At 71.6% G+C, this 24,096-nt stretch carries 24 protein-coding genes; 16 read left to right on the top strand and 8 right to left on the bottom strand.

What is annotated here, in order from left to right; genetic code table 11:
- Positions 1-296: 296 nt before the first annotated feature.
- Positions 297-596 carry a hypothetical protein gene (locus tag PKF00_RS39160; RefSeq protein WP_271222809.1) on the bottom strand — a complete coding sequence of 100 codons (300 nt, stop codon included), beginning with the start codon at positions 594-596 and terminating at the stop codon, positions 297-299.
- A 41-nt stretch (positions 597-637) separates the two neighbouring features.
- Here PKF00_RS39160 and PKF00_RS39155 point away from each other — a divergent pair, with 41 nt between their 5' ends.
- Positions 638-1,207, top strand: a complete 570-nt coding sequence (locus PKF00_RS39155) for a hypothetical protein (RefSeq protein WP_271222808.1) — start codon at positions 638-640, stop codon at positions 1,205-1,207.
- Complete coding sequence (locus tag PKF00_RS39150) at positions 1,204-1,749, top strand: DNA-3-methyladenine glycosylase I (RefSeq protein ID WP_271222807.1); 546 nt, start codon at positions 1,204-1,206, stop codon at positions 1,747-1,749. Before PKF00_RS39155 ends, PKF00_RS39150 begins: the two co-directional genes overlap by 4 nt.
- A gap of 134 nt (positions 1,750-1,883) precedes the next feature.
- Here the strand turns inward: PKF00_RS39150 and PKF00_RS39145 are convergent, their stop codons facing one another.
- Positions 1,884-2,666: an enoyl-CoA hydratase-related protein gene (locus PKF00_RS39145; protein WP_271222806.1), complete on the bottom strand. Its 783-nt coding sequence runs from the start codon at positions 2,664-2,666 to the stop codon at positions 1,884-1,886.
- Between the two features lie 417 nt (positions 2,667-3,083).
- On the opposite strand from PKF00_RS39145, the gene PKF00_RS39140 reads away from it, so the two are divergent.
- Entirely contained in the window at positions 3,084-3,251 is a 168-nt protein-coding gene (locus tag PKF00_RS39140; RefSeq protein WP_012894793.1) for a DUF3117 domain-containing protein, read from the top strand.
- Between the two features lie 185 nt (positions 3,252-3,436).
- Complete coding sequence (locus PKF00_RS39135) at positions 3,437-4,963, top strand: leucyl aminopeptidase family protein (RefSeq protein WP_271222805.1); 1,527 nt, start codon at positions 3,437-3,439, stop codon at positions 4,961-4,963.
- On the opposite strand, the gene PKF00_RS39130 is transcribed toward PKF00_RS39135, so the two are convergent.
- On the bottom strand, positions 4,960-5,610 hold the full coding sequence (locus PKF00_RS39130; RefSeq protein WP_271222804.1) for an O-methyltransferase: 651 nt from the start codon (positions 5,608-5,610) through the stop codon (positions 4,960-4,962). The two genes, PKF00_RS39135 and PKF00_RS39130, sit on opposite strands and share 4 nt — an antisense overlap.
- Positions 5,611-5,781: 171 nt before the next feature.
- Between PKF00_RS39130 and sigE the strand changes: the two genes are divergently transcribed.
- The 5 genes from sigE to PKF00_RS39105 all read left to right on the top strand — a co-directional run bounded on the left by sigE (position 5,782) and on the right by PKF00_RS39105 (position 10,333).
- Entirely contained in the window at positions 5,782-6,414 is a 633-nt protein-coding gene (gene sigE, locus PKF00_RS39125) for an RNA polymerase sigma factor SigE (protein ID WP_271222803.1), read from the top strand.
- A gap of 52 nt (positions 6,415-6,466) precedes the next feature.
- Entirely contained in the window at positions 6,467-6,994 is a 528-nt protein-coding gene (locus PKF00_RS39120) for an anti-sigma factor family protein (protein WP_271222802.1), read from the top strand.
- On the top strand, positions 6,991-8,004 hold the full coding sequence (locus tag PKF00_RS39115; protein WP_271222801.1) for a sigma-E factor regulatory protein RseB domain-containing protein: 1,014 nt from the start codon (positions 6,991-6,993) through the stop codon (positions 8,002-8,004). The genes PKF00_RS39120 and PKF00_RS39115 overlap by 4 nt, the downstream gene beginning before the upstream one ends.
- A gap of 95 nt (positions 8,005-8,099) precedes the next feature.
- On the top strand, positions 8,100-9,731 hold the full coding sequence (locus tag PKF00_RS39110) for a S1C family serine protease (RefSeq protein ID WP_271222800.1): 1,632 nt from the start codon (positions 8,100-8,102) through the stop codon (positions 9,729-9,731).
- 200 nt (positions 9,732-9,931) lie between these two features.
- Positions 9,932-10,333 (top strand): sec-independent translocase, encoded by a 402-nt coding sequence (locus PKF00_RS39105; protein WP_271222799.1) that lies wholly within the window; start codon positions 9,932-9,934, stop codon positions 10,331-10,333.
- A gap of 313 nt (positions 10,334-10,646) precedes the next feature.
- Here the strand turns inward: PKF00_RS39105 and PKF00_RS39100 are convergent, their stop codons facing one another.
- Entirely contained in the window at positions 10,647-11,789 is a 1,143-nt protein-coding gene (locus PKF00_RS39100; RefSeq protein ID WP_271222798.1) for an Mrp/NBP35 family ATP-binding protein, read from the bottom strand.
- A gap of 264 nt (positions 11,790-12,053) precedes the next feature.
- On the opposite strand from PKF00_RS39100, the gene PKF00_RS39095 reads away from it, so the two are divergent.
- Entirely contained in the window at positions 12,054-12,533 is a 480-nt protein-coding gene (locus tag PKF00_RS39095; protein WP_271222797.1) for a MarR family winged helix-turn-helix transcriptional regulator, read from the top strand.
- Between the two features lie 101 nt (positions 12,534-12,634).
- Here PKF00_RS39095 and PKF00_RS39090 read toward each other — a convergent pair whose 3' ends face one another.
- Positions 12,635-13,129 (bottom strand): DUF1003 domain-containing protein, encoded by a 495-nt coding sequence (locus PKF00_RS39090; RefSeq protein ID WP_271222796.1) that lies wholly within the window; start codon positions 13,127-13,129, stop codon positions 12,635-12,637.
- Entirely contained in the window at positions 13,122-14,363 is a 1,242-nt protein-coding gene (locus PKF00_RS39085) for a magnesium transporter MgtE N-terminal domain-containing protein (protein WP_271222795.1), read from the bottom strand. Before PKF00_RS39085 ends, PKF00_RS39090 begins: the two co-directional genes overlap by 8 nt.
- 132 nt (positions 14,364-14,495) lie before the next feature.
- Here PKF00_RS39085 and PKF00_RS39080 point away from each other — a divergent pair, with 132 nt between their 5' ends.
- Positions 14,496-15,440: an EamA family transporter gene (locus PKF00_RS39080; RefSeq protein WP_271222794.1), complete on the top strand. Its 945-nt coding sequence runs from the start codon at positions 14,496-14,498 to the stop codon at positions 15,438-15,440.
- Between the two features lie 36 nt (positions 15,441-15,476).
- On the opposite strand, the gene PKF00_RS39075 is transcribed toward PKF00_RS39080, so the two are convergent.
- Complete coding sequence (locus PKF00_RS39075) at positions 15,477-15,842, bottom strand: hypothetical protein (protein WP_271222793.1); 366 nt, start codon at positions 15,840-15,842, stop codon at positions 15,477-15,479.
- A 231-nt stretch (positions 15,843-16,073) separates the two neighbouring features.
- Here PKF00_RS39075 and PKF00_RS39070 point away from each other — a divergent pair, with 231 nt between their 5' ends.
- Together PKF00_RS39070 and PKF00_RS39065 are read left to right on the top strand one after the other, a co-directional pair.
- Complete coding sequence (locus tag PKF00_RS39070) at positions 16,074-17,015, top strand: HpcH/HpaI aldolase/citrate lyase family protein (RefSeq protein ID WP_271222792.1); 942 nt, start codon at positions 16,074-16,076, stop codon at positions 17,013-17,015.
- 543 nt (positions 17,016-17,558) lie between these two features.
- Positions 17,559-21,062: a beta propeller repeat protein gene (locus PKF00_RS39065; protein ID WP_271222791.1), complete on the top strand. Its 3,504-nt coding sequence runs from the start codon at positions 17,559-17,561 to the stop codon at positions 21,060-21,062.
- Here PKF00_RS39065 and PKF00_RS39060 read toward each other — a convergent pair.
- Entirely contained in the window at positions 21,025-21,444 is a 420-nt protein-coding gene (locus PKF00_RS39060; protein ID WP_271222790.1) for an NUDIX hydrolase, read from the bottom strand. The two genes, PKF00_RS39065 and PKF00_RS39060, sit on opposite strands and share 38 nt — an antisense overlap.
- Positions 21,445-21,518: 74 nt before the next feature.
- On the opposite strand from PKF00_RS39060, the gene PKF00_RS39055 reads away from it, so the two are divergent.
- The 3 genes from PKF00_RS39055 (at position 21,519) to PKF00_RS39045 (ending at position 24,091) form a co-directional block, all read left to right on the top strand.
- Entirely contained in the window at positions 21,519-22,160 is a 642-nt protein-coding gene (locus PKF00_RS39055) for a DUF6758 family protein (protein ID WP_271222789.1), read from the top strand.
- Between the two features lie 162 nt (positions 22,161-22,322).
- The gene (locus tag PKF00_RS39050) at positions 22,323-22,973 is read left to right on the top strand and encodes a MarC family protein (protein WP_271222788.1); all 651 of its coding nucleotides are present in this window, start codon (positions 22,323-22,325) and stop codon (positions 22,971-22,973) included.
- A 401-nt stretch (positions 22,974-23,374) separates the two neighbouring features.
- Positions 23,375-24,091: an MBL fold metallo-hydrolase gene (locus tag PKF00_RS39045; RefSeq protein ID WP_271222787.1), complete on the top strand. Its 717-nt coding sequence runs from the start codon at positions 23,375-23,377 to the stop codon at positions 24,089-24,091.
- Positions 24,092-24,096: the final 5 nt, after the last annotated feature.

Genomic DNA, 24,096 nt, shown 5'->3' with positions numbered 1-24,096 from the left:
CAACCACCCGCGCCCGCCAGGCCGGAGGCCTGAATCCGCCAGAGCTCAGCTGAGACGGCCGGCCGGACCACCCGCCCCCCTCCACGCGAACCAAGCCCAGCCCAGAAAACCAGGCCCAGCCCAGAAAACCAGGCCCAGCCCGGAGAACAAACGAACCACCCGAACCAAAAGACCACAACGAACGAAGAGAACACCGCACCCACCCGACGGCAGCCGCCTCAACCCCCACCGATCCAGGAAACGCGCCATAGGTCGGTGACCGCGCGGTGTGGTCAGCGGTGTGGTTAGCGGTGTGGTCAGGCGAGGCCGCGGCGGGTCAGAGTGGGAGGGCGCCGTCCGGCCAGCGACTCGGTCATCTCGACCGCGAGCCGTACCTGATCGGGGCGGGTGGTGCGGAAGGCACGCGCGCCCGCCCACGCGCAGAGTGAGGCGGCGGCGAGCTCCGCGGCCTCCCCGGCGTCTCCCGCGATCTCGGCGGGCGTGACGACGACGGTGCGTCCCGCGCGGGCGAGCTCCTCGATCTCGGCGATCGATTCTGCCTCGGCCCAGGAAGGGTCGCCCTGGTCACCGGGGGCCAACACCGTGAGAGCGGTCATGACGCGATCCTAGATCAGAGGAGTTGTGGCACGATTCGTATGTGCTGGTCGTACTCGCCCTCGCTGCCATAGCCGTCCTCGCCGGGGTGGTGGTGGTAGCCACGGGCCAGGGCGGCGAACTGGCCGAGTTCGCTCCCGACGTTCCCCCGCTGGACCTGCCTGAGGCGGTGCAGCTCGGCGCCGCCGACTTCATGGCCCTGCAACTGCCGGTGAGCATCGTCGGCTATCACACGCAGAGTGTGGACGAGGCTCTGAACCGCGTCGTGAACGCGCTGAGCGAGCGTGACACCAGAATCGCGGTGCTGGAGCAGCGGGTGGCGGAGTTGCTCGCCAGCAGGCTCCAGGCGCGCCACGAGCTCCATGCGGGCCCGTTGAGCCTGCCACGCACCGAGCACGCGCCGCAGGAGCCCGAGGAGCGGCAGGAGCTCCTGGAGACCCCTTCCGAGCCCTTCGACGACCGGAGCGACGACCGGAGCGACGACCGGCCGGAGGATCGCTCGGAGGCGCTGGAAGAGCCGCAGGAGGAGAAGCCGGAAGAGGCCCAGGAGAAGCCGGAAGAGGAGCAGGAGAAGAAGCAGGAGGAGCAGGAGAAGAAGGAGAAGTCCCGGTGACCGAGCAGGTGCGCTGCGGTTGGGTGAGCTCGGCTCCCGAGTACATCGCCTACCACGACGACGAGTGGGGCCGTCCGGTCACGGGTGACGACCAGGTTTTCGAACGGCTCGCGCTGGAGGCCTTCCAGTCGGGTCTTTCGTGGATCACGATCCTGCGCAAGCGCGAGAACTTCAGAGCCGCCTTCGCCGGTTTCTCCATCCCTGCGGTCGCGGCGTTCGGCCAGGCCGACGTCGACCGCCTGCTCGCAGACGCCGGCATCGTCCGCAACCGGGCCAAGATCGAGGCGGTGATCGCGAACGCGCAGGCCGCGCTCGACGTCGACCTCTCCGACCTGGTCTGGAGTCATGCCGACCCCGGCTCGCCCGTCCCGAAGACCCTCGCGGACGTGCCAGCCCAGACCCCCGGCTCGAAGGCGCTCGCCAAGGCTCTCAAGGCGCGTGGCTTCCGGTTCGTCGGCCCGACGACCGCGTACGCCCTGATGCAGGCCATCGGCCTGGTCAACGACCACGTGGCCGACTGCTGGGTGCGCGACGCCCGCTGAGCGGCTCCTCGCGTCCCTGAGCGGTTCCCCGCCCTGCTGAGCGGCTTCCGCGCTGCACCGAGCGGCTTCCGTGCTGCACCGAGCGGCTTCCGTGCTGCACCGAGCGGCTTCCGTGCCGCGGCGGCCCCCAGGGATCACCGGCCCTCGAAGACCGGGCGCTCCTTGCCGAGGAAGGCCCGGGTGGCGTTGCGGTGGTCGGCGGTCTCCGCACACGCGTCCTGGAGGTCGGCCTCGAGCGCCAGGGCGTCGGCGAGCGAGCTGCTCGCGGCGAACTCCAGCGCCCGCTTGGTCGCGGCGTACGCGCTCGTCGGGCCCTGCGCCAGCCGTACGGCCAGCGCGTGGCCCGCCGCGGCCAGCTCGTCGGCGGGGACGACCTTGGAGACGATCCCGAGCTCCAGCGCCCGGGTCGCGTCGAAGGGCTCGCCGAGCAGGAGGAGTTCGGTCGCGCGGGCCCGGCCGACCAGGCGCTGCAGGGTCCAGGACGCGCCGGAGTCGGGTGCCAGGCCGACACCGGAGAAGGCCATGGCGAACTTCGCCTTGTCGGCGGCGATCCGCAGGTCGCAGGCGAAGGCCAGGGCCGCGCCCGCGCCGGCGGCGACGCCGTTGACCGCGGCGACGACCGGCTTTCCCATCTCGGCGATCGTCATGACGATCGGGTTGTAGTGCGCGCGCACCGTGCCGTCGAGCCCCCGGCCCGCCTCCAGGTTGGCGGCGTGCTCGTTGAGGTCCTGGCCCGCGCAGAAGGCCCGCTCCGAGCCGGTCAGCAGCACGGCCCGCACCGCCGGGGCCTGCGAGGCCCTGGTCAGGGCCTCCAGCAGCTCGGCCTTCATCCGGGTCGTCAGCGAGTTCATCGCCTCGGGACGGTTCAGGGTGACGGTGGCGACGGCGTCGTCGACGGAGTAGCGGACGTCGTTCAACGGAAGGCTCCTTGTGGTGGCCGCTGGGGTTCGCCGGGCGTGGCCGCCCTGGAACCGGGCTCGCGATTCTCGCCGTGGGCGCTCGCGCGCCGGTTCCTCGACGAGGATGTCCCATCGGCGGTCCGGGTGGGGAGGACGTCCCGGCAGCCGGTCCGGGTGATCGTCCCGACTCGGTAAATTCTCGGCGCGGGCCCCGCCGACGCCGGACGGAGCGGCCGGGGCGTTCACAAGGACAAGTTTGGCCGTCCCAAGGGGCTCGGACAACGGTCTTGATTGCCCGATGAGTCGATGCTGAGGCTGATCGTTCCCATTCCGAGCGCGGAGACGGGATAATAGGACATCACAGAAGACGTGAATGCGTCGGCCACCCTCGGGTCAGTCGGAGATCCGGAGCCCGAAGCAGGAAGGGATACACGCATGGCGGCTATGAAGCCGAGGACCGGTGATGGTCCGCTGGAGGTCGTCAAGGAAGGCAGGGGCATCGTCATGCGGGTTCCCCTTGAGGGTGGCGGCCGGCTCGTCGTCGAGCTCTCGGCGGACGAGGCCAGCGCTCTTGGTGAGGAATTGAAGAAGGTCGTCGTCTGATCCCGATCTGAGACCAGCGGTGAAGCCGGGCCCGATTCGATCTCGTTCACAGAACATGACATCCGCTGTGGCCCGTGCGACCCCGATCGACGAACACGGCCCTGGCCGTCGGACCGCCCGCACGCGGCTCGCGCCAGGGCCGCGGTGTTCTCCCGGCTGATGACCGCCTGATGACTGGAGTCCATATGCCCATCTCCCCGTACGCGCTGCTGCCTCGCGAGACCGCCGTTCCCCAGGGGGACGGCGCGGCGACCTCGATCCTCGGGGACGCCGAGCTGCTCGCGCTTCCCTTCTCCGCGGACCTCGCTCCCGAGGTCGACCTGCCGGTGCCCGCGGCGGCGCTGCTGGCGCACTACGAGGCGAAGGGGGAGGCGGGGGAGATCGTCGAGGTCCCGGTCGCGAACGGCGACGCCGTGGGCAGGGTGCTGCTCTACGGGACCGGCGACGGCTCGGCCGACGCGCTGCGCAGGGCGGGGGCGGCGGTCGCCCGCAGGGGCAAGGGCAGGGACGCCGTCAGGGTCGTGCTGCCCGAGGGGCAGGTGGCCGCGTTCGTCGAGGGCGCGCTGCTCGCCACGTACACCTTCAGGATCGGCGAGGCGAAGTCCACCCCGGTCGCCCTGGTCGAGTTCGTCGGCGAGGGCGTGGAGGCGGAGGTCGCCAGGGGCGAGGTCGTCGCCGCGGCCGTCGCGTTCGCCAGGGATCTGACCAACACGCCCTCCTCGATCAAGACGCCCGACTGGCTCGCCGAGCGCGCCGTCGAGCACCTTCTCGGCGGGAGTGAGGGAGAGGGGGTCTCGCCCGACGCGCGGGACAGCGGGGACGGCGTCCGCGTCGGCGAGAGGGACGGCGTCAGGGTCGGCGCGAAGGTGTGGGACGAGACGGCGCTGCGCTCCGAGCGGTTCGGCGGCATCCTCGCCGTCGGTCAGGGCTCGGTGAGCCCTCCGCGTCTGGTCGAGCTCTCCTACCGCCCCGAGGGCGCGGCCCGCCACGTGGTCCTGGTGGGCAAGGGCATCACCTACGACACCGGCGGCCTGTCGCTCAAGCCCACCGACAACATGAAGTTCATGAAGACCGACATGGCGGGCGGGGCCGTCGTCGTCGCGGTCATGGGCGCGCTGGCCTCCCTGGGCGCGCGGGTGCGGGTCACCGGTCTGATCGCCGCCGCGGAGAACTCCTTCTCCGGTACGGCGCAGCGTCCCTCCGACGTGATCACGCAGTACGGCGGGCGGACCGTCGAGGTGCTCAACACCGACGCGGAGGGCCGCCTGGTGCTGGCGGACGCGCTGGCCTACGCGGACGCCGAGCTGGACCCGGACGTCGTGGTGGACATCGCCACGCTCACCGGCGCGATCGGCATCGCGCTCGGCAAGGATCTCGGGGCCGTCTTCGCCTCCGACGACGACCTGGCCGTGGAGCTGACCGAGGCGGGGCACGCCGCGGGCGAGCGGCTGTGGCGGATGCCGCTCATCGAGGACTACGTCCCGGCCCTGGAGTCGAGTGTGGCGGACCTGGCCAACATCGAGGTCGGCTCGACCTACGGCGCGGGCTCCATCACGGCGGCGCTGTTCCTGCGCGAGTTCACCGGCAGGCGTCCCTGGGCGCATCTGGACATCGCAGGCGTGGGCCGCAGCGGCGCGGACGAGGGCGTTCTCAGCAAGGGGGCCACCGGGTACGGCGTGCGCCTGCTACTGGAGTGGCTGTCCCGCCATTAGACGCTCAGCTTGACGGCGGCCAGGATGCCGTCGCCCAGGGGGATCATCAGGGGGCGCAGTCGTTCGTCGTCGCGGACGAGCTTGCCGAGTTCCCGCACGGCGACGGTGTCCGGGTCACGCTGTGCGGGGTCGGAGATTCCGGGGTGCCACAGCGTGTTGTCGAAGACCACGATGCCGCCGACGCGCAGCAGGCGGACGGACTCGGCGAGGTAGTCGGCGTACTCGTGCTTGGCGCCGTCGCAGAAGACCAGGTCGTAGCCGCCGTCGGAGAGCCGGGGAAGGACGTCCAGGGCGCGGCCCGTGATCAGGCGGGTCCTGCCGCCGGAGAAGCCCGCCTGGGCGAAGCTCTGCCGTGCCAGGCGCTGGTGCTCCGGCTCGACGTCGACGCTGGTGAGCGTGCCGTCCTGGCGCATGCCCCGCAGCAGCCACAGGCCTGAGACGCCGCATCCCGTGCCGATCTCCACGACCGCGCGGGCGTTGATGGCGGTGGCGAGGAAACAGAGCGCGGCGCCGCCGCCGGGCAGGATCGGGGGCGCTCCCACCTCGGCGGCGCGCTGGCGCGCGGCCGCGAGGATGTCGTCCTCCGTGTGGAAACCCTCGGCATAGGCCAGAGCGGCCTCCAACGGACTTGTCGGCGTCTCAGCCATCGGCCTCTCCTCCCGCTTTCTCCGTACAGGTTCATATAGGCGCTGGGTCGCAGCCTAGGGGAGGCAGGCCCGATCGGGAACTCATGTCACGCCCGGTGCGTTGCACGGTTTAAGCGGCCTTTGCCGGTCCTGAAGGTAGTGAGTGCGCACGAAGGGACGAAACCAGGCACTATGGCGATAGCGGTGGTCCCGGAGAGAGGAGTGCTGGTGGACGACTTCGACCACCAGAGGGAAGCTCCCGTGTCTGACTGGACGCCTCCCACCTGGGAGGAGGTGGTCCGGAATCACTCGGCGCGCGTTTACCGGCTGGCCTACCGGCTGACCGGGAACGTTCACGACGCCGAGGATCTCACGCAGGAGGTCTTCGTCCGGGTCTTCAGGTCCCTGTCGAACTACACGCCAGGCACCTTCGAGGGGTGGTTGCACCGCATCACCACCAACCTGTTCCTCGACATGGCGCGGCGCAAGCAGCGCATCAGGTTCGAGGGGCTCGCCGACGACGCGGCGGAACGGCTGCGCGGACGTGAGCCGTCTCCCGCGCAGGTGTACGACGACACTCACCTTGAGCCCGACATCCAGGCGGCGCTCGACGCCCTCGCGCCGGAGTTCCGCGCGGCCGTCGTTCTGTGTGACATCGAGGGGCTGTCCTACGAGGAGATCGCCGCCACGCTCGGCGTGAAGCTCGGCACGGTCCGCAGCCGCATCCATCGCGGCCGGGCACAGCTGCGTGACGCGCTGGAGCATCGCGCGCCCCGTGGAGACCAACTCCCCCCGACCATCACCCGCGGGGAGGAATTCGCATGAGAAACCACCGTCATGACGAATGTCACGACAAGCCGCGCGGCAAGGAGTGATCATGAGTCATCTTGGAGAACGCGTTTCCGCACTGGTCGACGGTGAGCTGAACCACCACGAACGCGACCGTGCGCTGTCACACCTGGCCTTCTGCGCCTCCTGCCGGGCCGAGGTCGACGCGGTGCGGGCGTTGAAGAACCGGTTGAGGTCCCTTGACGGGCCCGCCATGCCCGCCGACCTCACCATGTCCCTGCTCAGGATGGGCGACCCGGGCGACCCGTTACCGCCGCGTGAGCGGCCCTTCCCGAGCTCGCGGACCTTCGGCGGGGCGCCGATCCCGAGCATGCACAGCGTCGCGCCGCCGGACAACCGGCCGCGTGGCAGGGCGGCGGGTCCCCGGCGTACGCGCAGGGTCGGTTACGTCGCGGTCGGCGTCGCCTCCGCCGCCGTCGCGATCGGCACGCTGTTCGTGGTCGGCGGGCCCGAGCCGGGGCCGCGCGTGCCGCCGGTCGACATGTTCGCCAACCAGCACAGCAACACCGCGCCCTATGGAGGTTCCGCGAGGCCCAGCTTCTCGCCGACTCCGTGATCCGGCTGCCCGCCGCCCTGATCCTCGCAGTGCTCATGCTGCTGGGGCTGGTGGCGGGCAGTCCGGCGTACGCCTCGCCCCCTGACGAGGCGGAGAACGACGACACGGGGCTGCACCTGCTGCGCGAGGCGGCGATCGCGGGCAGGAACCGTGGATACGCGGGCACGCGTCATGTCACGGTCTGGGGCCGTTCCGGAGCCTTCTCCTCGGTGCTGCGGGTCCGCAACGTCCCCGGACAGGGGCTTTTCGTGCGCACGGAGCCGTCGGGCCCGATCAGGCGGGTCGACCCCGGCTCCCCGGCGGGGAGCATGGCGGCGCCGTCGGAGGCGATGCTCGAGGTGCTGGCCCGCAACTACCGGGTGGTCGAGGCCGGCGGGGAGCACGCCTGCGGCCGCCCCGCGCGGCTGGTGCGCGTCCTGCGCGCGGACGGCACGCTCGCCGCGCGCTACTGGCTGGACGAGGCGGGCGGTCCCGTGCTGCGCCGTGAGCTTCTCGACGGGCACGGCAGGGTCGTCCACACCGAAGCCCTCCTCGACCTGGTCCTCGATCCCGCGCGGAGGGTCGCCGGACCCGCGCTGGTCGCCGGAGGCTCCGACGTGGGTGAGGCGCCCCGGCTGCTGTCCATGGGGTGGCGCCTCCCCACGGCCCTTCCCGGCCGTCTCGAACTGTTCGCGGTGCACGTCCTCCCTACCGGATACTTGTATCTGGGGTATTCGGATGGATTGTCAGTCGTGTCGGTTTTTGTGCAATCTGGTGTGCTTGATGGGGAACAGCTCCGCGGATGGCATGCTCAACAGCGCGACGGGCATACGATCTGGATGCGGAACTCAGCCGAGCAGGAGACGATCTGGGCGAGTGGAGGCCATGTCTATACCGTCCTGGCGGACGCTCCGGCCGACACGGTCGACGCCGCGGTGGCGGCACTGCCTCACGAGCCCGTGCCCACCCTGTGGAACCGGCTCGGAAGAGGCGCGCACCGCCTGCTCTCCTGGGCCAATCCCTTCGGGTGAGGCACGCTTTACATCTCTCGTATGCCGTTCAGGGGAAGATTGCCGGGTTATCCCGGTGAGTGGCCTCAAATGAGGCAAGGAGTGGTGAACATTCGATGACCGACGAGAACCGTACCCACGAGGCGAACGACGCCGAGGGGCGTACGCCGTCGGACCTCACCGACGCGACAGGCGGTAGAGGTGCGGCCCCGGAGTTCTCCCGGCCGGAGTTTCTGCCCGCGGGAGAGACGCCTCCCTCCTACGGCCAGCAGCCTCGCAACGACGGCTGGAGTCAGCTCGGCGACCCTCCCGGCCGGAGCCGGTGGGGCGGAGCGCAGGGGCAGGCGGACAGCTCCGGATACGACGACTGGACGGGGCGGCAGGACCAGCTCGGCGGCGGAGCCTACGCCGGTGAGGGAGGCTGGGGAGACCCGTCGGGAAGGCCGCGCAACGACACGGCGGTCTTCGCCGTCCCCGCGGGCGCCCCGGGGCCGCCTCCGCCGGCCAGGGCGTTCGGTCTGGGGCCCGGCTGGGCGCCGCCTCCGGGAAGCCAGGTTCCCCCGCCGGGACCGGGGCCCTACACCGGCTTCGGCGCCTCCGCCGCCCCGGCGAGGCGTGGGCCGCGCATGAGCACGCTGGCCGCTTTCGCGGTGCTGATCGCGCTGCTGGCCTCGACGCTCGGCAGCATCGGCACCTATCTGCTCACCCGGCCCTCAGGAGGGGATCTCGACCCCTCCTACAGGCTGGGAGCGGCCGCGCCGAGCGGCTCCAACTCCAGGCCGCCCGAGTCGATCGCGGGTGTGGCCTCCAAGGTCCTTCCGAGCGTGGTCTCCCTCTCGGTCAACGCGGGCACCAGTGCCAGCACCGGCTCCGGCTTCCTGATCAAGGGCGGCTACGTGGTGACCAACAACCACGTGGTCGCCGGGGCCGAGCCGAACAGCAGCCAGATCCAGATCCAGTTCAGCAACCGCAAGTCCACCTCGGGCCACGTCGTCGGCCGCGACCCCGAGTCGGACCTCGCCGTGGTCAAGCCGGACGAGACCTTCGGCGCGCCGGAGATCGTCCTTGGCAACTCCGACAACGTGGTCGTCGGCGATCCGGTCGTCGCCATCGGCTCCCCGCTGGGCCTGAGCGGCACCGTCACCTCCGGCATCGTCAGCGCGCTCAACCGCCCGGTCCAGGCCGGGGAGGAGAACAGCACCGACACCACCTGGCTGAGCGCCATCCAGACCGACGCCGCGATCAACCCCGGCAACTCCGGCGGCCCGCTGGTCAACGCCAACGGCGAGGTCATCGGCGTCAACTCGGCGATCGCCACGCTCGGTAGGTCGGTCGGCGGCCAGAGCGGCAGCATCGGCCTCGGTTTCGCGATCCCGGTCAACCACGCGCGCCGGGTCGTCGAGGAGCTGGTGAGCACCGGTTCCGCGAAGAAGTCGCGGATCGGCGTCACCATCGACGGAACCTACCGGGGCGTGGGGGCGCGCATCGAGGACGAGGCCAGGCAGGGCAGCCAGCCCGTCGAGCCGAACGGCCCCGCGGACAAGGCGGGTCTCAAGCCGGGCGACGTCATCCTGGAGGTCAACGGCACCGTGCTGCAGGACGGCAACGAGCTGATCGCGCTGATCCGCAACAAGGCCCCGGGCGAGAAGCTGACGATCAAGTTCCAGCGCGGCGGTCAGGAGAAGACGGCCGTCGTGACCGTCGGCGTCGCGCCCGCGCAGTCCACGCCCACTCCCAGCCCCTCGTGACCGTTGACGCCGGTCCCCGCAGTCGGGGACCGGCGTCGGCGTCCTTCGTGATCGTTGGTGCCGCGTCCCCGCAGTCCACGCCCAGTCCCCTCGTGACCGGCGAAGGGCGGGTGCGTGCTATGGGGTGCGGGCATTAGTCTGGAAGTCTCCGGGCGTGTGCCTGGAGAGCCGCTTTGACGTTGTCCCGGTAGGAGATCACCGTGTTCGGACTCGGCTGGCCTGAGATCGTGGCGCTGGTGGTCATCGCCCTTCTCGTCTTCGGCCCGGAGAAGCTCCCCCAGGCCGCCGCCCAGGCGGGCAAGACTTTGCGCAACCTGCGGCAGATGGCCAACAACGCCAAGCAGGACCTGCAGACAGGCCTCGGGCCCGAGTTCGCCGACTTCGACCCCGCCGACCTCAACCCGAAGAACTTCGTCCGCAAGCACCTCACCGGTGAGCTCGAGGACGAGTGGAACAGCGCCACAGGGGCCGCGGGGGCCGCGGGGGCGACGACGGCCACGGCTGCCGCCGCCGTGCCCGCCTACAGCAGCTCCTACTCCTCGACCGAGGCCCACGAGCTGGGATACGGCGAGATCCCGCCGTACGACTCCGAGGCGACCTGAGCACCGGGTCCCCTCCAGGAGACAAGCGCCACGCGCTTCGACGTCACGCCATCGCTTCGACGTCACGCCATCGCCTCGACGTCACGACGGCGCTTCGCCACGGGACGGCGCCCGTGAGGAAACCGGGCCGCGGTCCCGGGCGCGGCAGGAGACCGCCGACCTCGGCGGACGCCCAGACGAGGCCGTCGCCGCTCATCGGGCCGACGCGGCGGACAGGCGTACGCCGTCCGGGTGCGAAAGACGCACGCTGTCAGAACGCGGCGAGGCCCGAGGCTGCGGGAGCCTCGGGCCTCGGTGACGGGCGAGACGGGGTCTAGCGGCCCCGGGTGGGGGAGATGCCCAGCTGCATGCCCTTGAGGCTGCTGGACCTCTTGCTCAGGCCCGTGGCGATGCGGATCAGCTCGGCCGAGGCGGGGGCGTCAGGGTCGGTGAGCACGAGGGGCTTGCCCTCGTCGCCGCCCTCACGCAGCCGCATGTCGATCGGGACCTGGCCCAGGAGCGGCACGCGGGCGCCGAGGGTGCGGGTGAGCGCGTCGGCCACGGTCTGGCCGCCGCCCTCGCCGAAGACCGCGATCCGCTCGTCGCAGTGCGGGCAGGGCAGCCAGGCCATGTTCTCGATGACGCCCGCGATCTGCTGGTGGGTCTGCACGGCGATCGACCCGGCGCGCTCGGCGACCTCGGCGGCGGCCTGCTGCGGGGTGGTCACCACCAGAATCTCGGCGGAGGGCATCCGCTGCGCCACCGAGATCGCGATGTCGCCGGTGCCGGGGGGCAGGTCCATCAGCAGGACGTCGAGGTCGCCCCAGTAGACGTCGGCGAGGAACTGGTGCAGCGCCCGGTCCAGCATCGGGCCGCGCCACACGACCGGGGTGTTGCCGTCCGGCTTGAACATGCCGACCGAGATGACCTTGATGTCATGCGCGACCGGCGGCATGATCATGTCTTCGACCTTGGTGGGGCGCTCGGAGACGCCGAGCATGCGGGGCACGCTGTGGCCGTAGATGTCGGCGTCCACGACGCCGACCTTCAGGCCGCTCGAGGCCATCGCGGCGGCCAGGTTGACGGTGACGGAGGACTTGCCGACTCCGCCCTTGCCCGAGGCGACCGCGAACACGCGGGTCAGGGAGCCCGCCTGGGCGAAGGGGATCTCCTTCTCCGGCCCCCTGTTGCCGCGCAGTTTGGTCTGGAGCGTCTTGCGTTGCTCGGTGCTCATGACGTCCATCTCGACCTGGACGCCGCTCACTCCTTCGACCTTGGAGACCGCGGTCGTGACGTCACGCGTGATGGTGTCCCTCATGGGACAGCCCGAGACCGTGAGGTAGATCCCGACGCGCACCACCCCTTCGGGGGAGATGTCGACGCTCTTGACCATGTCCAGCTCGGTGATCGGCCGACGGATCTCAGGGTCGTTGACGGTCGCCAGGGCGGCCGTCACCAGTTCCGGGGTAGGTGCCATCGAAGTGTCGGCGACAGGGCGTCACCGTGAGGTGACGTGCTGCCGTCCCTCCTTGTCTGTTGTCGTCCAGGCGCTTCACGGACGAGAGTCGTCCGCCGTGACGCCGTGTGGATTGGCGAGGGACCGCTCCCGGCTGGGAGCGGAGGAGTCACGGACCCATGGTATGAACCAGGGAGTGATGGAGGGAATTCCGGGATCCCGCTGAGAGGGCGAATCCAGACAATCCACTATGTAGATGCGCGTGCAACCTCTTAAGGTTACTCCGTGACCGTGACGGCGGGCGAGTCGAAGCAGGTCGTCGGCTCGGAGGAGCTGGCGCTCTGGCATGTGGTGCGACGCGCCCAGGCGCGCGTCACCCGGGCCCTGGAGGCCGAGCTGCTGGTCGAGCACGATCTGGCCCTGGCCTCCTACGACGTGCTCGCGCAGCTGTCCGGGGCGCCGGAGCGACGCCTGCGCATGAACGACCTGGCCGAGCGGGTGATGCTGTCGCGCAGCGGACTGACCCGCCTCGTCGACCGCCTCCAGCGCGAGGGCCTCGTGGAGCGCGCGGCCTGCGCCGACGACGCGCGCGGCCTGTTCGCGGTCCTCACCGACGACGGCGCCGTACGGCTCGCCGAGGCGACCCCCACCTACATGCGCGGCGTCCGCGCCCAGTTCCTGGGCGTCCTCGACGAGCGCGAGCTGCGCCGGTGCGCGTCCGCCCTGACCAAGCTCTTCCCCGACCCCGATCCCGATCCCGACTGACCCCGATCCCGACTGACCCCGACCCCGGCCCCGACTGACCCCGATCCCGACTGACCCCGATCCCGGCTGGCCGCGATCCCGGCTGGCCGCGACGAACACCCTCACGACTCCTTCGAATGGGCCGTCGCCGGGGCGTAGGGTTCCTGGAGGTCCTCCAGCAGGCGCTGGAGTTCGGAGCGGATGTAGTCGCGGGTCGCCACTTCGCCGAGCGCGATGCGCAGGGCCGCGATCTCCCTGGTCAGATATTCGACGTCCGCCTGGTTCCGCTCCGCGGCCGCGCGGTCGAGCTCGTTCTGGATCCGGTCCCGGTCGTCCTGCCGGTTCTGGGCGAGCAGGATCAGCGGCGCGGCGTACGACGCCTGGAGCGAGAGCATCAGCGTGAGGAAGATGAACGGATAGGGGTCGAACTTCCAGACTTCCGGCGCGAGGACGTTCCACAGCACCCAGACCGCCACAAAGACGGTCATGTACACCAGGAACCTGGCGGTGCCGAGGAAACGGGCTATCTGCTCGGACAGCCGTCCGAACGCCTCGGGGTCGTAGTGCGGTCGCAGGCGCAGACCCTGCTGTCTGGGCTGGTCGAGCCGGTCAGCCATGCTCAGCTCCTGGTTCGTGGTCCCGCTCCCGCCAGTCCTCGGGGAGCAGGTGGTCGAGCACGTCGTCCACGGTGACGGCGCCGACCAGGCGGCCGAGCTCGTCAACCACGGGTACCGCCATCAGGTTGTAGGTGGCCAGGTAGGAGGTCACCTGGTTCAGGGTGTACTCGGGCCTGATCGGGTCGAGCGAGGTGTCCATGACCCCGCCGAGCAGGGTGGAAGGGGGTTCGCGCAGCAGCCGCTGGAAGTGGGCCAGGCCGAGGAAGCGGCCGGTCGGCGTCTCGACGGGAGGCCTGGTCACGTAGACCTGCGCGGCGACGGACGGTGTCACCTCCCGCTGGCGGATGTGGGCCAGCGCCTCGGCGACGGTCGCGTTCGGCGGCAGCACCACGGGTTCGCTCGTCATCATGCCGCCCGCGGTGTTCTCCGGGTAGACCAGCAGCCGTCTGATCGGCGCGGCCTCCTCCGGCTCCATGAGCGCCATCAGCGCCTCCGCCTGCTCGGCGGGGAGGTCCTGCAGCAGGTCGGCCGCGTCGTCCGGGTCCATCTCCTCCAGCACGTCCGCGGCGCGTTCGGGGGCGAGCCTGCCCAGGATGCCGATCTGGTCGCGTTCGGGGAGCTCCTCCAGCACGTCCGCGAGCCGTACGTCGTCGAGGGCGGCGGCGACCTCGGCGCGCCGCTTGTCCGGCAGCTCGTGCAGGGCGCTGGCCAGGTCGGCGGCGCGCATGGTCTCGAAGGCGAACAGCAGGTTGGCCGCGCCCTGGTCCTTCTGCACCGCGCCGAAGCCGCTGACCTCGGCCCAGTCCACGATCCTGGTCGGGCCGCGCCGCCGCAGACCCAGCCCGGCTCCCGTCCTGACGACCGCCACCTTGGTGATCAGCCACTCGGCGCGCCTGGTCTGTTCCATGGCCAGGTCCAGGACCGTCATCCGCTCGCCCCCGACCTGAACCTCCAGGTCGAGCATCTCGCCCATGACGAGGGTCTCCGTCGCCCGCTGCTCGAAGCGCCGGACGTTGATCTGGCCGCTGAAGACGACCGACCCCGCCTCGATGCCGCGGATCCGGGTGACCGGCAGGAAGACCCGTCGCCGGGGCTGCACCTCGACGACCAGGCCGTGCACGGGCGGCGGCGCGGCGCCCGCGATCGCCACGACCACGTCCCGCACCCGCCCGATCTGGTCGCCGGCCGGGTCGAAGACCGGGGTGCCCGCGAGACGCGCGATGAAGATCTTCACATTTGCAGCGTAGGTCGCCTTCGGGGGGTGCCGGTTCAAGGCTCGCTCACATTTCAGATGCCCCCTTGCTCCCTAGGTGTCCGTTATGACAGCATCAAAAAGTACGAACGGTAATTACGTGGATGGTGACTGGTGAGACGTGACGGACTGCTGATCGCGTTCGTGTCGTCCTGGTGCTTCGCGTTCTCCGGGCCGATGGCCAAATACCTTGGCGCGGCGGGGCTGAGCCCGCTCGAGGCGGTCTGGGTGCGGATGGCGGGAGCGGGCCTGCTGCTCGTCGGAGCCCTCGCGGTCCTCAGGCCGGGCGCCCTGCGGATCCCGCGCTCACGTCTGCCGTTCTTCCTGGCCTACGCGGTCGTCGCGGTCGCCGGGGTGCAGGCGCTGTACTTCGCGGCGATCACCAGGCTGCCGGTCGGCGTCACCCTGCTCATCGAGTTCACCTCGCCGGTGCTGGTCGTGCTCTGGGTGCGGTTCGTCCGCCGGGTACGGCTGCCGCGCGCGGCCTTCGTCGGCGCGGTGGTCGCGGTCGTCGGCCTCGGCATCGTGGTCGAGGCGTGGTCAGGTCTCGCCCTCGACCCCTTCGGGCTGCTGCTCGCCTTCGGGGCGGCGGCCTGCTGCACCGGGTACTTCCTGCTCAGCGACGGCTTCGGGGAGGACGTCGACCCGCTGGGCCTGATCGCCTGGGGCCTGCTGGGCGCCGCCGTCACGCTCGTCCCGCTCTCCCGGCCGTGGGACATCCCGTGGCGGGCGTTCACCCTGACCGTCGCCCCGGAGGGCGGCCCCGCCCTGCCCGCGCTGGCCGCGGCGCTGTGGATGATCCTCATCGCCACGGTCGCCGCCTACATCCTCGGTGTCACCGCGGTCCGTCGCCTGTCGGCCGCCGTCGGCTCGACGGTCGCCTCCCTGGAGGTCATCGCCGGAGCGGTGATCGCCTGGGTCCTGGTCGGCGAGGCGCTCGGCCCCTTCCAGATCGTCGGCGGTCTCATCGTCCTGGTCGGGGCCTATCTGGCCCAGCGGGCCACCTCGGCCCTGCCCGCGCCCGCGGCGGACGTCAGGGAGCCGGTCGGCGTGGTGTGAGGTTCGCCGGGCGCACGGGCCGGGCGGCGCGGGAGGTCACGGGGCCTGGTCGCGCGGCGTGAGCCGGACGACCAGCGAACGGGCGGCCCAGCGCTCCGTCAGGCCCGCCCCGTCGGGGGCGTTGAGCCGCTCCTTGGCGAGCGCGGCCACCGCCTCGGGAGCCCCCGCCTGGTCGACCACCGCGACGGAGGCCTCGAAGGCGATCAGCCGCGCGCCGTTGTCCTTGCTCCGCAGCGTCACCTGGACCTGGCCCGCCTCGGCCAGGCCGGGCAGCTCCTGCTCGCCCCCGCCGGTGACCAGCCAGATCGCGCCGTCGTGCCAGACGTGCCAGGCCAGCCGCGGCCGGTCCAGGGACAGCCACAGGATCCCCGACTTCTTGGCGCCCTCCTCGATCACACCCATGAGACGAATGTACGGCCTGCGGCCCCGGGGGAGGGCGCGCGCCGGTCGTGAGGGGCGGCCCGGCCCCGCCGAGGCCGTGCGGGACGCAGAGGGACGCAGAGGGACGCAGAGGGACGCAGAGGGACGCAGAGGGACGCAGAGGGACGCAGAGGGACGCAGAGGGAGTTCGCATGGCCGCCATAGAACGACCCGGTCTGCCGTTCCCGGGCAGGCGGCCGCTACCGTGTGGCCATGCGCTCGCGACGTTCGTGCCTGGCCGTGCCCGGCAGCAACCCCCGTTTCCTGGAGAAGGCCCAGGGTCTGCCCGCGGACGAGGTGTTCCTCGACCTTGAGGACTCCGTCGCGCCGCTGGCGAAGGAGGGGGCGCGCAAGAACGTCGTGGCCGCCCTGCGCGAGGGCGACTGGTCGGGCAAGACCAGGGTCGTGCGCGTCAACGACCTGAGCACGCAGTGGACCTACCGGGACGTCATCGAGGTCGTCGAGGGGGCGGGGGAGTTCCTCGACTGCCTGATGCTGCCCAAGGTCGAGGACCCGACGCAGGTGGCCTGGCTGGACACGCTGCTCACCCAGATCGAGCGGGCCAACGGCCTCGAGGTCGGCGGGATCGGCATCGAGGCCCAGATCGAGAGCGCCAGGGGCCTGGTCAACGTGGACGCCATCGGCGGCGCGTCCCGACGTCTCGAGACGCTGGTCTTCGGCCCCGCCGACTTCATGGCCTCGATCAACATGCGGACCCTGGTCGTCGGCGAGCAGCCCCCCGGCTACACCGAGGGCGACGCCTACCACTACATCCTGATGCGCATCCTGATGGCCGCCCGCACGCATGACCTCCAGGCCATCGACGGCCCCTACCTGGCGATCAAGGACCTGGACGGCTACCGCAGGGTCGCGGGGCGCTCGGCGGCGCTCGGGTTCGACGGCAAGTGGGTGCTCCACCCGACCCAGGTCGAGGCGGCGAACGAGGTGTTCTCGCCGTCCCAGGAGGACTACGACCGCGCGGAGCTGATCCTCGACGCCTACGACTACTACACGACCGTCGAAAGGCGTGGCGCGGTCATGCTCGGGGACGAGATGATCGACGAGGCGTCCCGCAAGATGGCGCTCGTCGTGACGGCGAAGGGTCGGGCGGCGGGTCTGGCGCGCACCACCGCCTTCACCCCTCCCGCGGCATGACCCCGTCTTCTGCGGTGTCTCCGGTGGTGTCTCTCGTGGCGTGACCCTCGCCCCGGCGGATTTTCGCGATCAGCGATCCAGGAATTAACGCCACAAACCATGATAATTCCGGCGCTTCGCAGATAAATCTGACTAGAGAGGTCTCGTCATCGCGCCTCTAACGTGTTGCTCTGGACTGTGTACGGCTGAACCCCGTTCACCCGCCCGGCGGAGGTGATCGTTTCGGTGCTACGGGGTAGTAGAAAGGTCTCGTGCGATTTGCCGTCGCCGTACGGTGCCGCGGCAGAGTGTCACGGAGACGACTGGAACGGTCCGGAGTGCTGACCCCGGGCTGAACGGGCTTCCTGCGAGGAGGTGCTGAGCGTGGCCCCGGGCCCCCACGACCCGCGCTCGCGACAGTGGCCGTCGGACGACGGTGTCCACGACGACGGGACGTACGAAAGCAGGTCCCGGCGCCATCAGGACTCCCCACCGACGATCCAGCACTCCCCGCCGGGTCCCTCGGACGAGGAAACCCGAGGGCTTCCCCTGGCCTCCCCGTGGATGCTGCCCCCGTTCGCCGCCCCGACGCCGGAGGACGAGCCCCCCAGAGCCCGCCCGGAGGGCCTGGGCGGTGAACGCCGCCGTGCGCACACCCAGCCGTACGCCTCTCCCACGGGCCGCTCCCCGCGAGACCCCGCGCCCCAGGCGGACCCCTTCGCCCGTCCTGAGGGCCCTGAGGGCAGTGAGGGGCCGTCCACGGGCGGAGACGACACCTCGCAGGGGCGGGGACGTCGCAGGCGCCTGGTCGACCGGCCCGACCGGCTGGTCGCCTCGGGGCCGCCCCGCGAGCCGCGGGACACCGGTCGCGAGGACCTCCAGAGCCCGCCGCGCGAGACGGGCGGCACAGGGCTCGACACAGGGCTCGACACAGGGCACAGCCCGGCGCGCGGGACCGGCGACGGCGGTCGCGGGGATCGCACCGCACCGCGAAGACCGGCGGGCGCCGGTCACGGCACCGGCTATGGAGACCTCCTCGGCCCCTCGTGGTTCGACGACGACGATGACGAGGCCGACCCCCTCGGCCCGCCGCGCGAGCCGGGGGAGAGCCGCCCCGGCGCGTCACGCGGGGCCGGCGACGGCGGTTACGGCGACCTTCTCGGACCCGCGGGGCCCGACGACGATGACGACGACGCGGACCATCCGGACATGTGGCGAGGGTCGGGGAGCGCCGGTTACGGCGACCTCCTCGGGCCCGCGCGGCTGGAGGACGACGACGCGGAGCCGTACAGCCCGCCACGAGAGCAGGGGGAGCAGGGAGAGGCGGACCACCCGGACCCCCTCTCAGACGCCGACGACGGCACCCACACGGACAACCCCGACGCCTCCGAGCGGGGAAGGCGGCGGCGAGGGCCGCGCCCCGACCTCCTCGTCGCCTCGGGGCCGCCCCGCAGGCCCGCGGACCCGGTGCGGGAGGACGGGGCGGACGTGCCCCCCGGCCCGCCGTACGAGACCGAGGACGACCTCCGGACGGAGCCTTCCGCCCCGGCGACGTGGGAGCCGGAGGAACCCGCCTCGCCGGAGGAGGACGGGGAGGACGACTTCGAGCCGGTGCGCCGCGTCGGCCGCCCGCCGGGCGGCAGGCCCGCGAGACCGGACCTGCTGGTCGCCCAGGGCCCGCCCGGCAGGCGAGGAGCCAACGGCGGGCGGCACCACCGCGCCGCGCCCGCGCCCTCCGCCCTGCGCCGCTCCAGCCCGACGAAACGCGGACGGGGCAGAGGCCTGGTCGTCCCGGTCGTGGTGGTCGCGGTCCTCGCCGCCGCGGTCGGCGGCGGCGTCGTGCTGTGGGGTTGGGTCAACGGTCCCTTCACCACCGGCCTCCAACTGGTCGGCGACGAGCTCCGCTCCGGCGACGCGAACTTCGTGCCGCCTTCCGGCGTCGGCGGCGACGGTTCGAGCCAGGTGCTCAACGCCGTGGCCTCCGACGGCTCCTTCATGGTCGCCGTCGGAAGCGACACGACCAGCCCCGTGCCCAGGCCGCTGTTCCTGGTCTCCCCGGACGGGGGGACCAGCTGGCAGCTGGGCAAGGTGACCGGTCCCGCGGGTTACGAGAACGGGCCGACCACGGTCGGCAGGGTCGCGGGCGGCGACGGCCTCTGGCTGGCCGCGGGCAACGACCTCCTCGGCTCGGGCAGAGGGCTGTGGACCAGCGCGGACGGCGAGAGCTGGGCCGCCGTCGACCCGGGGAAGCTGGGCGCGTTCTCCGACGGAGACAAGATCATGGATCTGGCCAGGACCTCCTCCGGGTTCGTCGCGGTCGGCACGACCGTGCTCCAGGACGGCACCGTCGGGGCCGTCTCCTGGGTCTCACCCGACGGGCAGAGCTGGGAGCGGGTCGACACCCGGAAGATCGGCACATCTGACAAGGTCAGGGGGCTGAAGGCGGTCGTCGCCAGTGACGACGCGGTCGTGGCGCTCGGCGATCCCGCCCAGGGCGGTTCCAGCGCCGTGGTCCTGCGCTCGGCGGACGGGGGGAAGACCTGGCAGCGGGCAGGCCAGGCGCCCGCGGGCGTCCTGCCCGAATCGGGCGCGCTGGCGGCGGCCTCGGGCGGATTCGTGCTCGTCCCGACCCAGCAGCGCAGCGACAAGGGCGACGTCGACGTCTACTGCTCGTCCGAGGGCGTCGACTGGGCCCGGTGCGGCGCCATCACCGGCCTGGCCCGTGACGGCTCCGGCGTCAAGCGGCTCGCCTCCTCCGGCGCGGGCATCGCCGCGATCGCCGAGTCGGGCTTCGAACGCTACGCCGTCTACACCAGCAGGGACGGCCGAGACTGGCGCAAGACCACCGACCTCGGCGAGGTGCCCGGCTCGCTGCGGGCCCTGGCCCTCTCCGACGACGGCACGCTCGTCGTCGGAGGCGACGAGCGCGCCGCCGACGTGGACAACCGGCTGGTCCTCATCACCGCCCCCGAGGGAGGTCAGGCCAGGCCGGTCGCGCTCGACCGGATCGAAGGGCTCGCCAGGGCCGCCCGCGACACGGCGAGAGTGGCCGCGGGAGGCGGCAGGTTCGTCGCCGTCGGCGCGGTCTCGGGCGACGCGGGCGTCTGGACCAGCGCGGACGGCGAGAGCTGGAAGGCCGGCGGCCCCGCGGAGGTCCTCGGCGGCTCGCGGCGGCAGGCCCTCAGCGACGTCGCGCAGAGCAAGCGGGGCTGGCTGGCCGTGGGCAGCACCATGACCGACGCCTCGTCGACCGGGCCGCTGCTCGTCACCTCGTCCGACGGCAGGACCTGGCGGAAGGTTCCGATCCAGGGTCCCCTCGCCCCGGCCGCCGAACACGACTTCCTCGCCCCCCACGCGGTCACCGCGGGGCCGTCGGGCTACGTGATGGCCGGTGAGGACAGGGGGCCCTCCGGAGCCGTCCCCGTCCTGTGGTTCTCCTCCGACCTCAAGCGCTACACCCGGGCGGTGAGGCTCCCGGCGGGCGGCGGAGGGGTGCGCCTCCACGACGTCTCGGCCACCTCGTCCGGCTACGTCGCCGTCGGCGGCATGGGCACGGCCGCGCGCGAGACCGGAGTGGTCTGGGTGTCCGCCGACGGGGTCAACTGGGTCGCCCGCAAGCCGGTCCTGCCCCCGGGGGCGACGTCGGCGGGGCTGCGGCACGTGGTCCTGCACGGCACGACCATCGTCGCGGCCGGCACGGCCAGGACCGGCGAGGGACAGCGGGCCTTCGGGGCGGTCTCCGACGACAACGGCACCTCGTGGGTGTTCTCCTGGCTGCCCGCCGAGCAGGCGTCCGCCGTACAGGATCTGGCCGCCACCGCGGAGGGCGTGGTCGCGGTCGGCTGGCAGGGCGTCCCCGGCGAGGGCGACAGCGTGGCGTGGACCTCGGAGGACGGGCTGAACTGGCAGCGCCACACCCCGACCGAGGGCAGCCTGGGCGGCGAGGGCGCCCAGCGGCTCGGCGCGGTCGCGGTCTCCGGCGACCAGGTCCTGGCCCTCGGCAGGTCGACCACCTACAACAGCGACCACCTCACCCTGTGGCGCTCGACCCTGACGGCCTCCCGATGACCTCCCACCCGGTGAGGGCGTCGAGGAGGCCGGGAACCAGCGGCAGCCCGGCGAGCTCGTCGTCGGTGAACCAGCCCGCGTCCGCGGCGTCGTCTCCGGCGGCGAGCGTGCCGCCGGAGACCTCGGCGAGATAGTCGCGGATCTCGTAGACGACGCCCCCGGGGCCGGGACGGTCGACCGCGCCCGTCAGACGGCCGGGTGTGACCGTCAGGCCGGTCTCCTCCAGCACCTCGCGGACCAGCGCCTCGGCGTCCGACTCGCCGGGTTCGACCCGGCCGCCGGGAACGGACCACAGGCCCTGTCCCGGCGGGCGCCCGCGCCGGACGAGGAGCATCCGCCCTTCGCGGTCGCGGACTATCGCTCCGACACAATTTACGCGCACATGAACAAGATTACGGCTGTGTAACGAGAAGTGCCCTTGACGAAGGGGCCGCCGACAAAGCACCGTGGGTAGGCGTGAGAGCCGAGCCCATCTGTCCGCGTTGTTTCGGCCCCCTCCGCCCGCCCAGCGCATGGTCGAGCGCCTGGCGGTGCGGGCCGCACGGCGACGTCCTGCCGCTGCAACCGCCCAGACGTCCGTCCATCGCCGCGGTGGAGGCCCTCGGCAGGAGTGCCCAGGTTCCGGTCTGGCTGCCCTGGCCCCTGCCACAGGGGTGGCTGATGACCGGGCTCGCCGAGGCGGGTGACGAACGCAGCGGTGTCAGGGGCACGGTGGTCGCGCTCTCCGGGCCGTCGCTGACCCACGGGCCCGCCGACATGCTGATCATCGCGGAGGAGCCGGGCGTCGGCCTCGGCGCCGGATTCGCCGGGCTGCCCGCGACCGACCCCGGCGAGGGGTTCGGCGACGGGCCGCCGCACGCCAAGGTCGAGATCATGAGCCATCCGACCCCGATGTGGTGCGTCGACGCCGCCCCCGACCGGGCGGTCTACGCGGGCGAGGCCCTGGGCAACTGGCTGTGGTCGGTCGTCTGGCCCGCCGAGGCGGGTCACCTGATGACGCTCGCCGAGCTCTCCCTGCGCGACCTGCGGGAGCAGGGCCAGAGCTTCGACCTGCCCATGGGTGCGTTCTCTCCGCGCCTGGGCGACGACGGAGCCTGATCCGGCGTTCCCGCCGCCCCGACCGGTCTCGCCGGTCATCGCGTGCCATCGCCCGGCCGCCCGCGCCCGGTCTCTGCGCCCCTCCGGTCACTCCGCGCGACGAAAACCGTCCGGAGTCCACTTTTCCTGTTACCCTGCGCGACGGCGGCGCTCTGACCTACCATGGGCGTACCCCTCACCGACGGTCAGGGGAAACGGGTGTTCGACGTCCAGTTCTTCGTCGAGGCGTTCGTCACGATGTTCGTCATCATGGACCCGCCAGGGATCATCCCCCTCTTTCTCGCCTACACCAGCGGCCGTACGGCGCGCGAGCGCAGACGGGTCGCCTGGCAGGCCCCCATCGTCGCGTTCTGTCTTGTCGTGATCTTCGCCGTCTTCGGCCGGGCCATCCTGGGTTACCTGCACGTCGAGGTCGCGGCCATGCAGATCGCCGGGGGCCTGCTGCTCCTGCTGGTCGCCCTGCAACTGCTCACCGGGGAGACCGAACCCCCGGCCAACGCCGTGAAGTCCAACGTGAACGTCGCACTCGTCCCGCTCGGCACGCCTCTGCTCGCCGGGCCGGGGGCGATCGTCGCCACGATCGTCTTCGCCCAGCAGGCCGGACGGAAGGAGGGCGGGATCCTGGCACTCGCCCTGGCGATCGCCGCCGTGCACCTCCTGCTGTGGGTGTTCATGCGCTTCTCGGTGACCGTCATCCGAGTGATCAAGGAGAACGGCGTCGAACTCGTCACCCGGGTCTCGGGCCTGCTGCTGTCCGCCCTCGCCGTGCAACTCATCATCACCGCCATCCGCACCCTCACCCACACGGCCTGACACCGTTTCGGCCCGAGCGCCTCGGTGCCTGGCCTCCCTGCCCAAGTCCCCCCGTGTGGCCGGGACCGGTTTCGGCTCGGGTGTGTCGGTGTCTGGTCTGAGGCCTGGCTTGGGTGTGTCGGTGTCTGGTCTGAGGCCTGGCCTGGGCGCGTCGGTGTCTGGACTGAGGAACGCAGGAGCGCAGCGACGGAGTGACGAGGGAAGACGCCGACCCGGGGGCGCCCAGGCCCGCGACGCGTAGCGTCGCAGTGAGACAGCAGGAGCGTAGCGACGGAGTGACGAGGGAAGACGCCGACCCGGGGGTGCCCAGGCCCGCGACGCCGCCAGGCGTCGCAATCAACACGGCCCAAGCCTGCGACGCCGGAGGCGTCGCGATGAGCAAGGCAGTAAAGTTCGGAAGCGTGACAGCGCGTATCGAACGAGTGGTGACCGAGGGCGTCGTCGATGTCGACGGCGTCGAGCACAAGGTCGAGAACAACACCTGGATCCTGGGTGACGATGAGGAGGTCATCGTCATCGATCCCGCGCGCGACGCGGAGCAGATCCTCGAGAAGGTCGGAGAGCGGGAGGTGCTGGCCGTCGTCTGCACCCACGGTCTGCCCGACCACGTGGGCGCGGCCATCGAGGTGGCGGCGCGCGACGAGGCGGTGGTGGCCCTCCACCCCAAGGACAAGCCGCTGTGGCGGCTGACCTGGCCGCAGACCTGGCCGGACATCGACATGGAGGACGAGGGGCTGTTCGGCGTCGCCGACGTCCAGCTCGAGGTCCTGTCGACTCCGGGGATCTCGCAGGGAGGCGTCTCGCTGTACTGCGAGGCCCTCGAGGCGGTTTTCACCGGCAAGTCCCTGCAGGCCGACGGTCCCGGCAAGATCGGCGGGGAGTACCCCGCGCTGGCCGACCAGCTCACCGCGATCGGAGGCAGGCTGTTCACGCTGCCCCACGGCACCCGTGTGCTGCCCGCGCACGGTGAGGAGAGCACCATCGGTGATCTGGAGCCGCACTTCGACAGCTGGCTTTCCGGGTCGTTGACCCGGGGCGTCGCGGCCGAGGAGAACGAGGGCCCGCTCAGCGACGGGACGAGAGCTGCCGGGATCCGGCTGAACCTCCACGACGAGTAGTCCTT

The sequence above is a fragment of the Streptosporangium carneum genome (genome assembly GCF_027922005.1).
Classification (GTDB): Bacteria; Actinomycetota; Actinomycetes; order Streptosporangiales; family Streptosporangiaceae; genus Streptosporangium; species Streptosporangium carneum.
The sequence above is the reverse complement of the archived record's forward strand: the minus strand, read 5'-3'. Positions and strand labels throughout refer to the sequence as shown.

Excerpts from the sequence above, each read along its gene's own strand:
- PKF00_RS39135 (WP_271222805.1), top strand. The coding sequence starts at position 3,437 with ATGCCCATCTCCCCGTACGCGCTGCTGCCTCGCGAGACCGCCGTTCCC.
- PKF00_RS39090 (WP_271222796.1), bottom strand. The coding sequence starts at position 13,129 with ATGGCTGACCGGCTCGACCAGCCCAGACAGCAGGGTCTGCGCCTGCGA.
- PKF00_RS39110 (WP_271222800.1), top strand. The coding sequence starts at position 8,100 with ATGACCGACGAGAACCGTACCCACGAGGCGAACGACGCCGAGGGGCGT.
- PKF00_RS39050 (WP_271222788.1), top strand. The coding sequence starts at position 22,323 with ATGGGCGTACCCCTCACCGACGGTCAGGGGAAACGGGTGTTCGACGTC.
- PKF00_RS39120 (WP_271222802.1), top strand. The coding sequence starts at position 6,467 with ATGAGTCATCTTGGAGAACGCGTTTCCGCACTGGTCGACGGTGAGCTG.
- PKF00_RS39075 (WP_271222793.1), bottom strand. The coding sequence starts at position 15,842 with ATGGGTGTGATCGAGGAGGGCGCCAAGAAGTCGGGGATCCTGTGGCTG.
- PKF00_RS39130 (WP_271222804.1), bottom strand. The coding sequence starts at position 5,610 with ATGGCTGAGACGCCGACAAGTCCGTTGGAGGCCGCTCTGGCCTATGCC.
- PKF00_RS39100 (WP_271222798.1), bottom strand. The coding sequence starts at position 11,789 with ATGGCACCTACCCCGGAACTGGTGACGGCCGCCCTGGCGACCGTCAAC.
- PKF00_RS39065 (WP_271222791.1), top strand. The coding sequence starts at position 17,559 with ATGCTGCCCCCGTTCGCCGCCCCGACGCCGGAGGACGAGCCCCCCAGA.
- sigE (WP_271222803.1), top strand. The coding sequence starts at position 5,782 with ATGGCGATAGCGGTGGTCCCGGAGAGAGGAGTGCTGGTGGACGACTTC.
- PKF00_RS39160 (WP_271222809.1), bottom strand. The coding sequence starts at position 596 with ATGACCGCTCTCACGGTGTTGGCCCCCGGTGACCAGGGCGACCCTTCC.
- PKF00_RS39070 (WP_271222792.1), top strand. The coding sequence starts at position 16,074 with ATGCGCTCGCGACGTTCGTGCCTGGCCGTGCCCGGCAGCAACCCCCGT.
- PKF00_RS39140 (WP_012894793.1), top strand. The coding sequence starts at position 3,084 with ATGGCGGCTATGAAGCCGAGGACCGGTGATGGTCCGCTGGAGGTCGTC.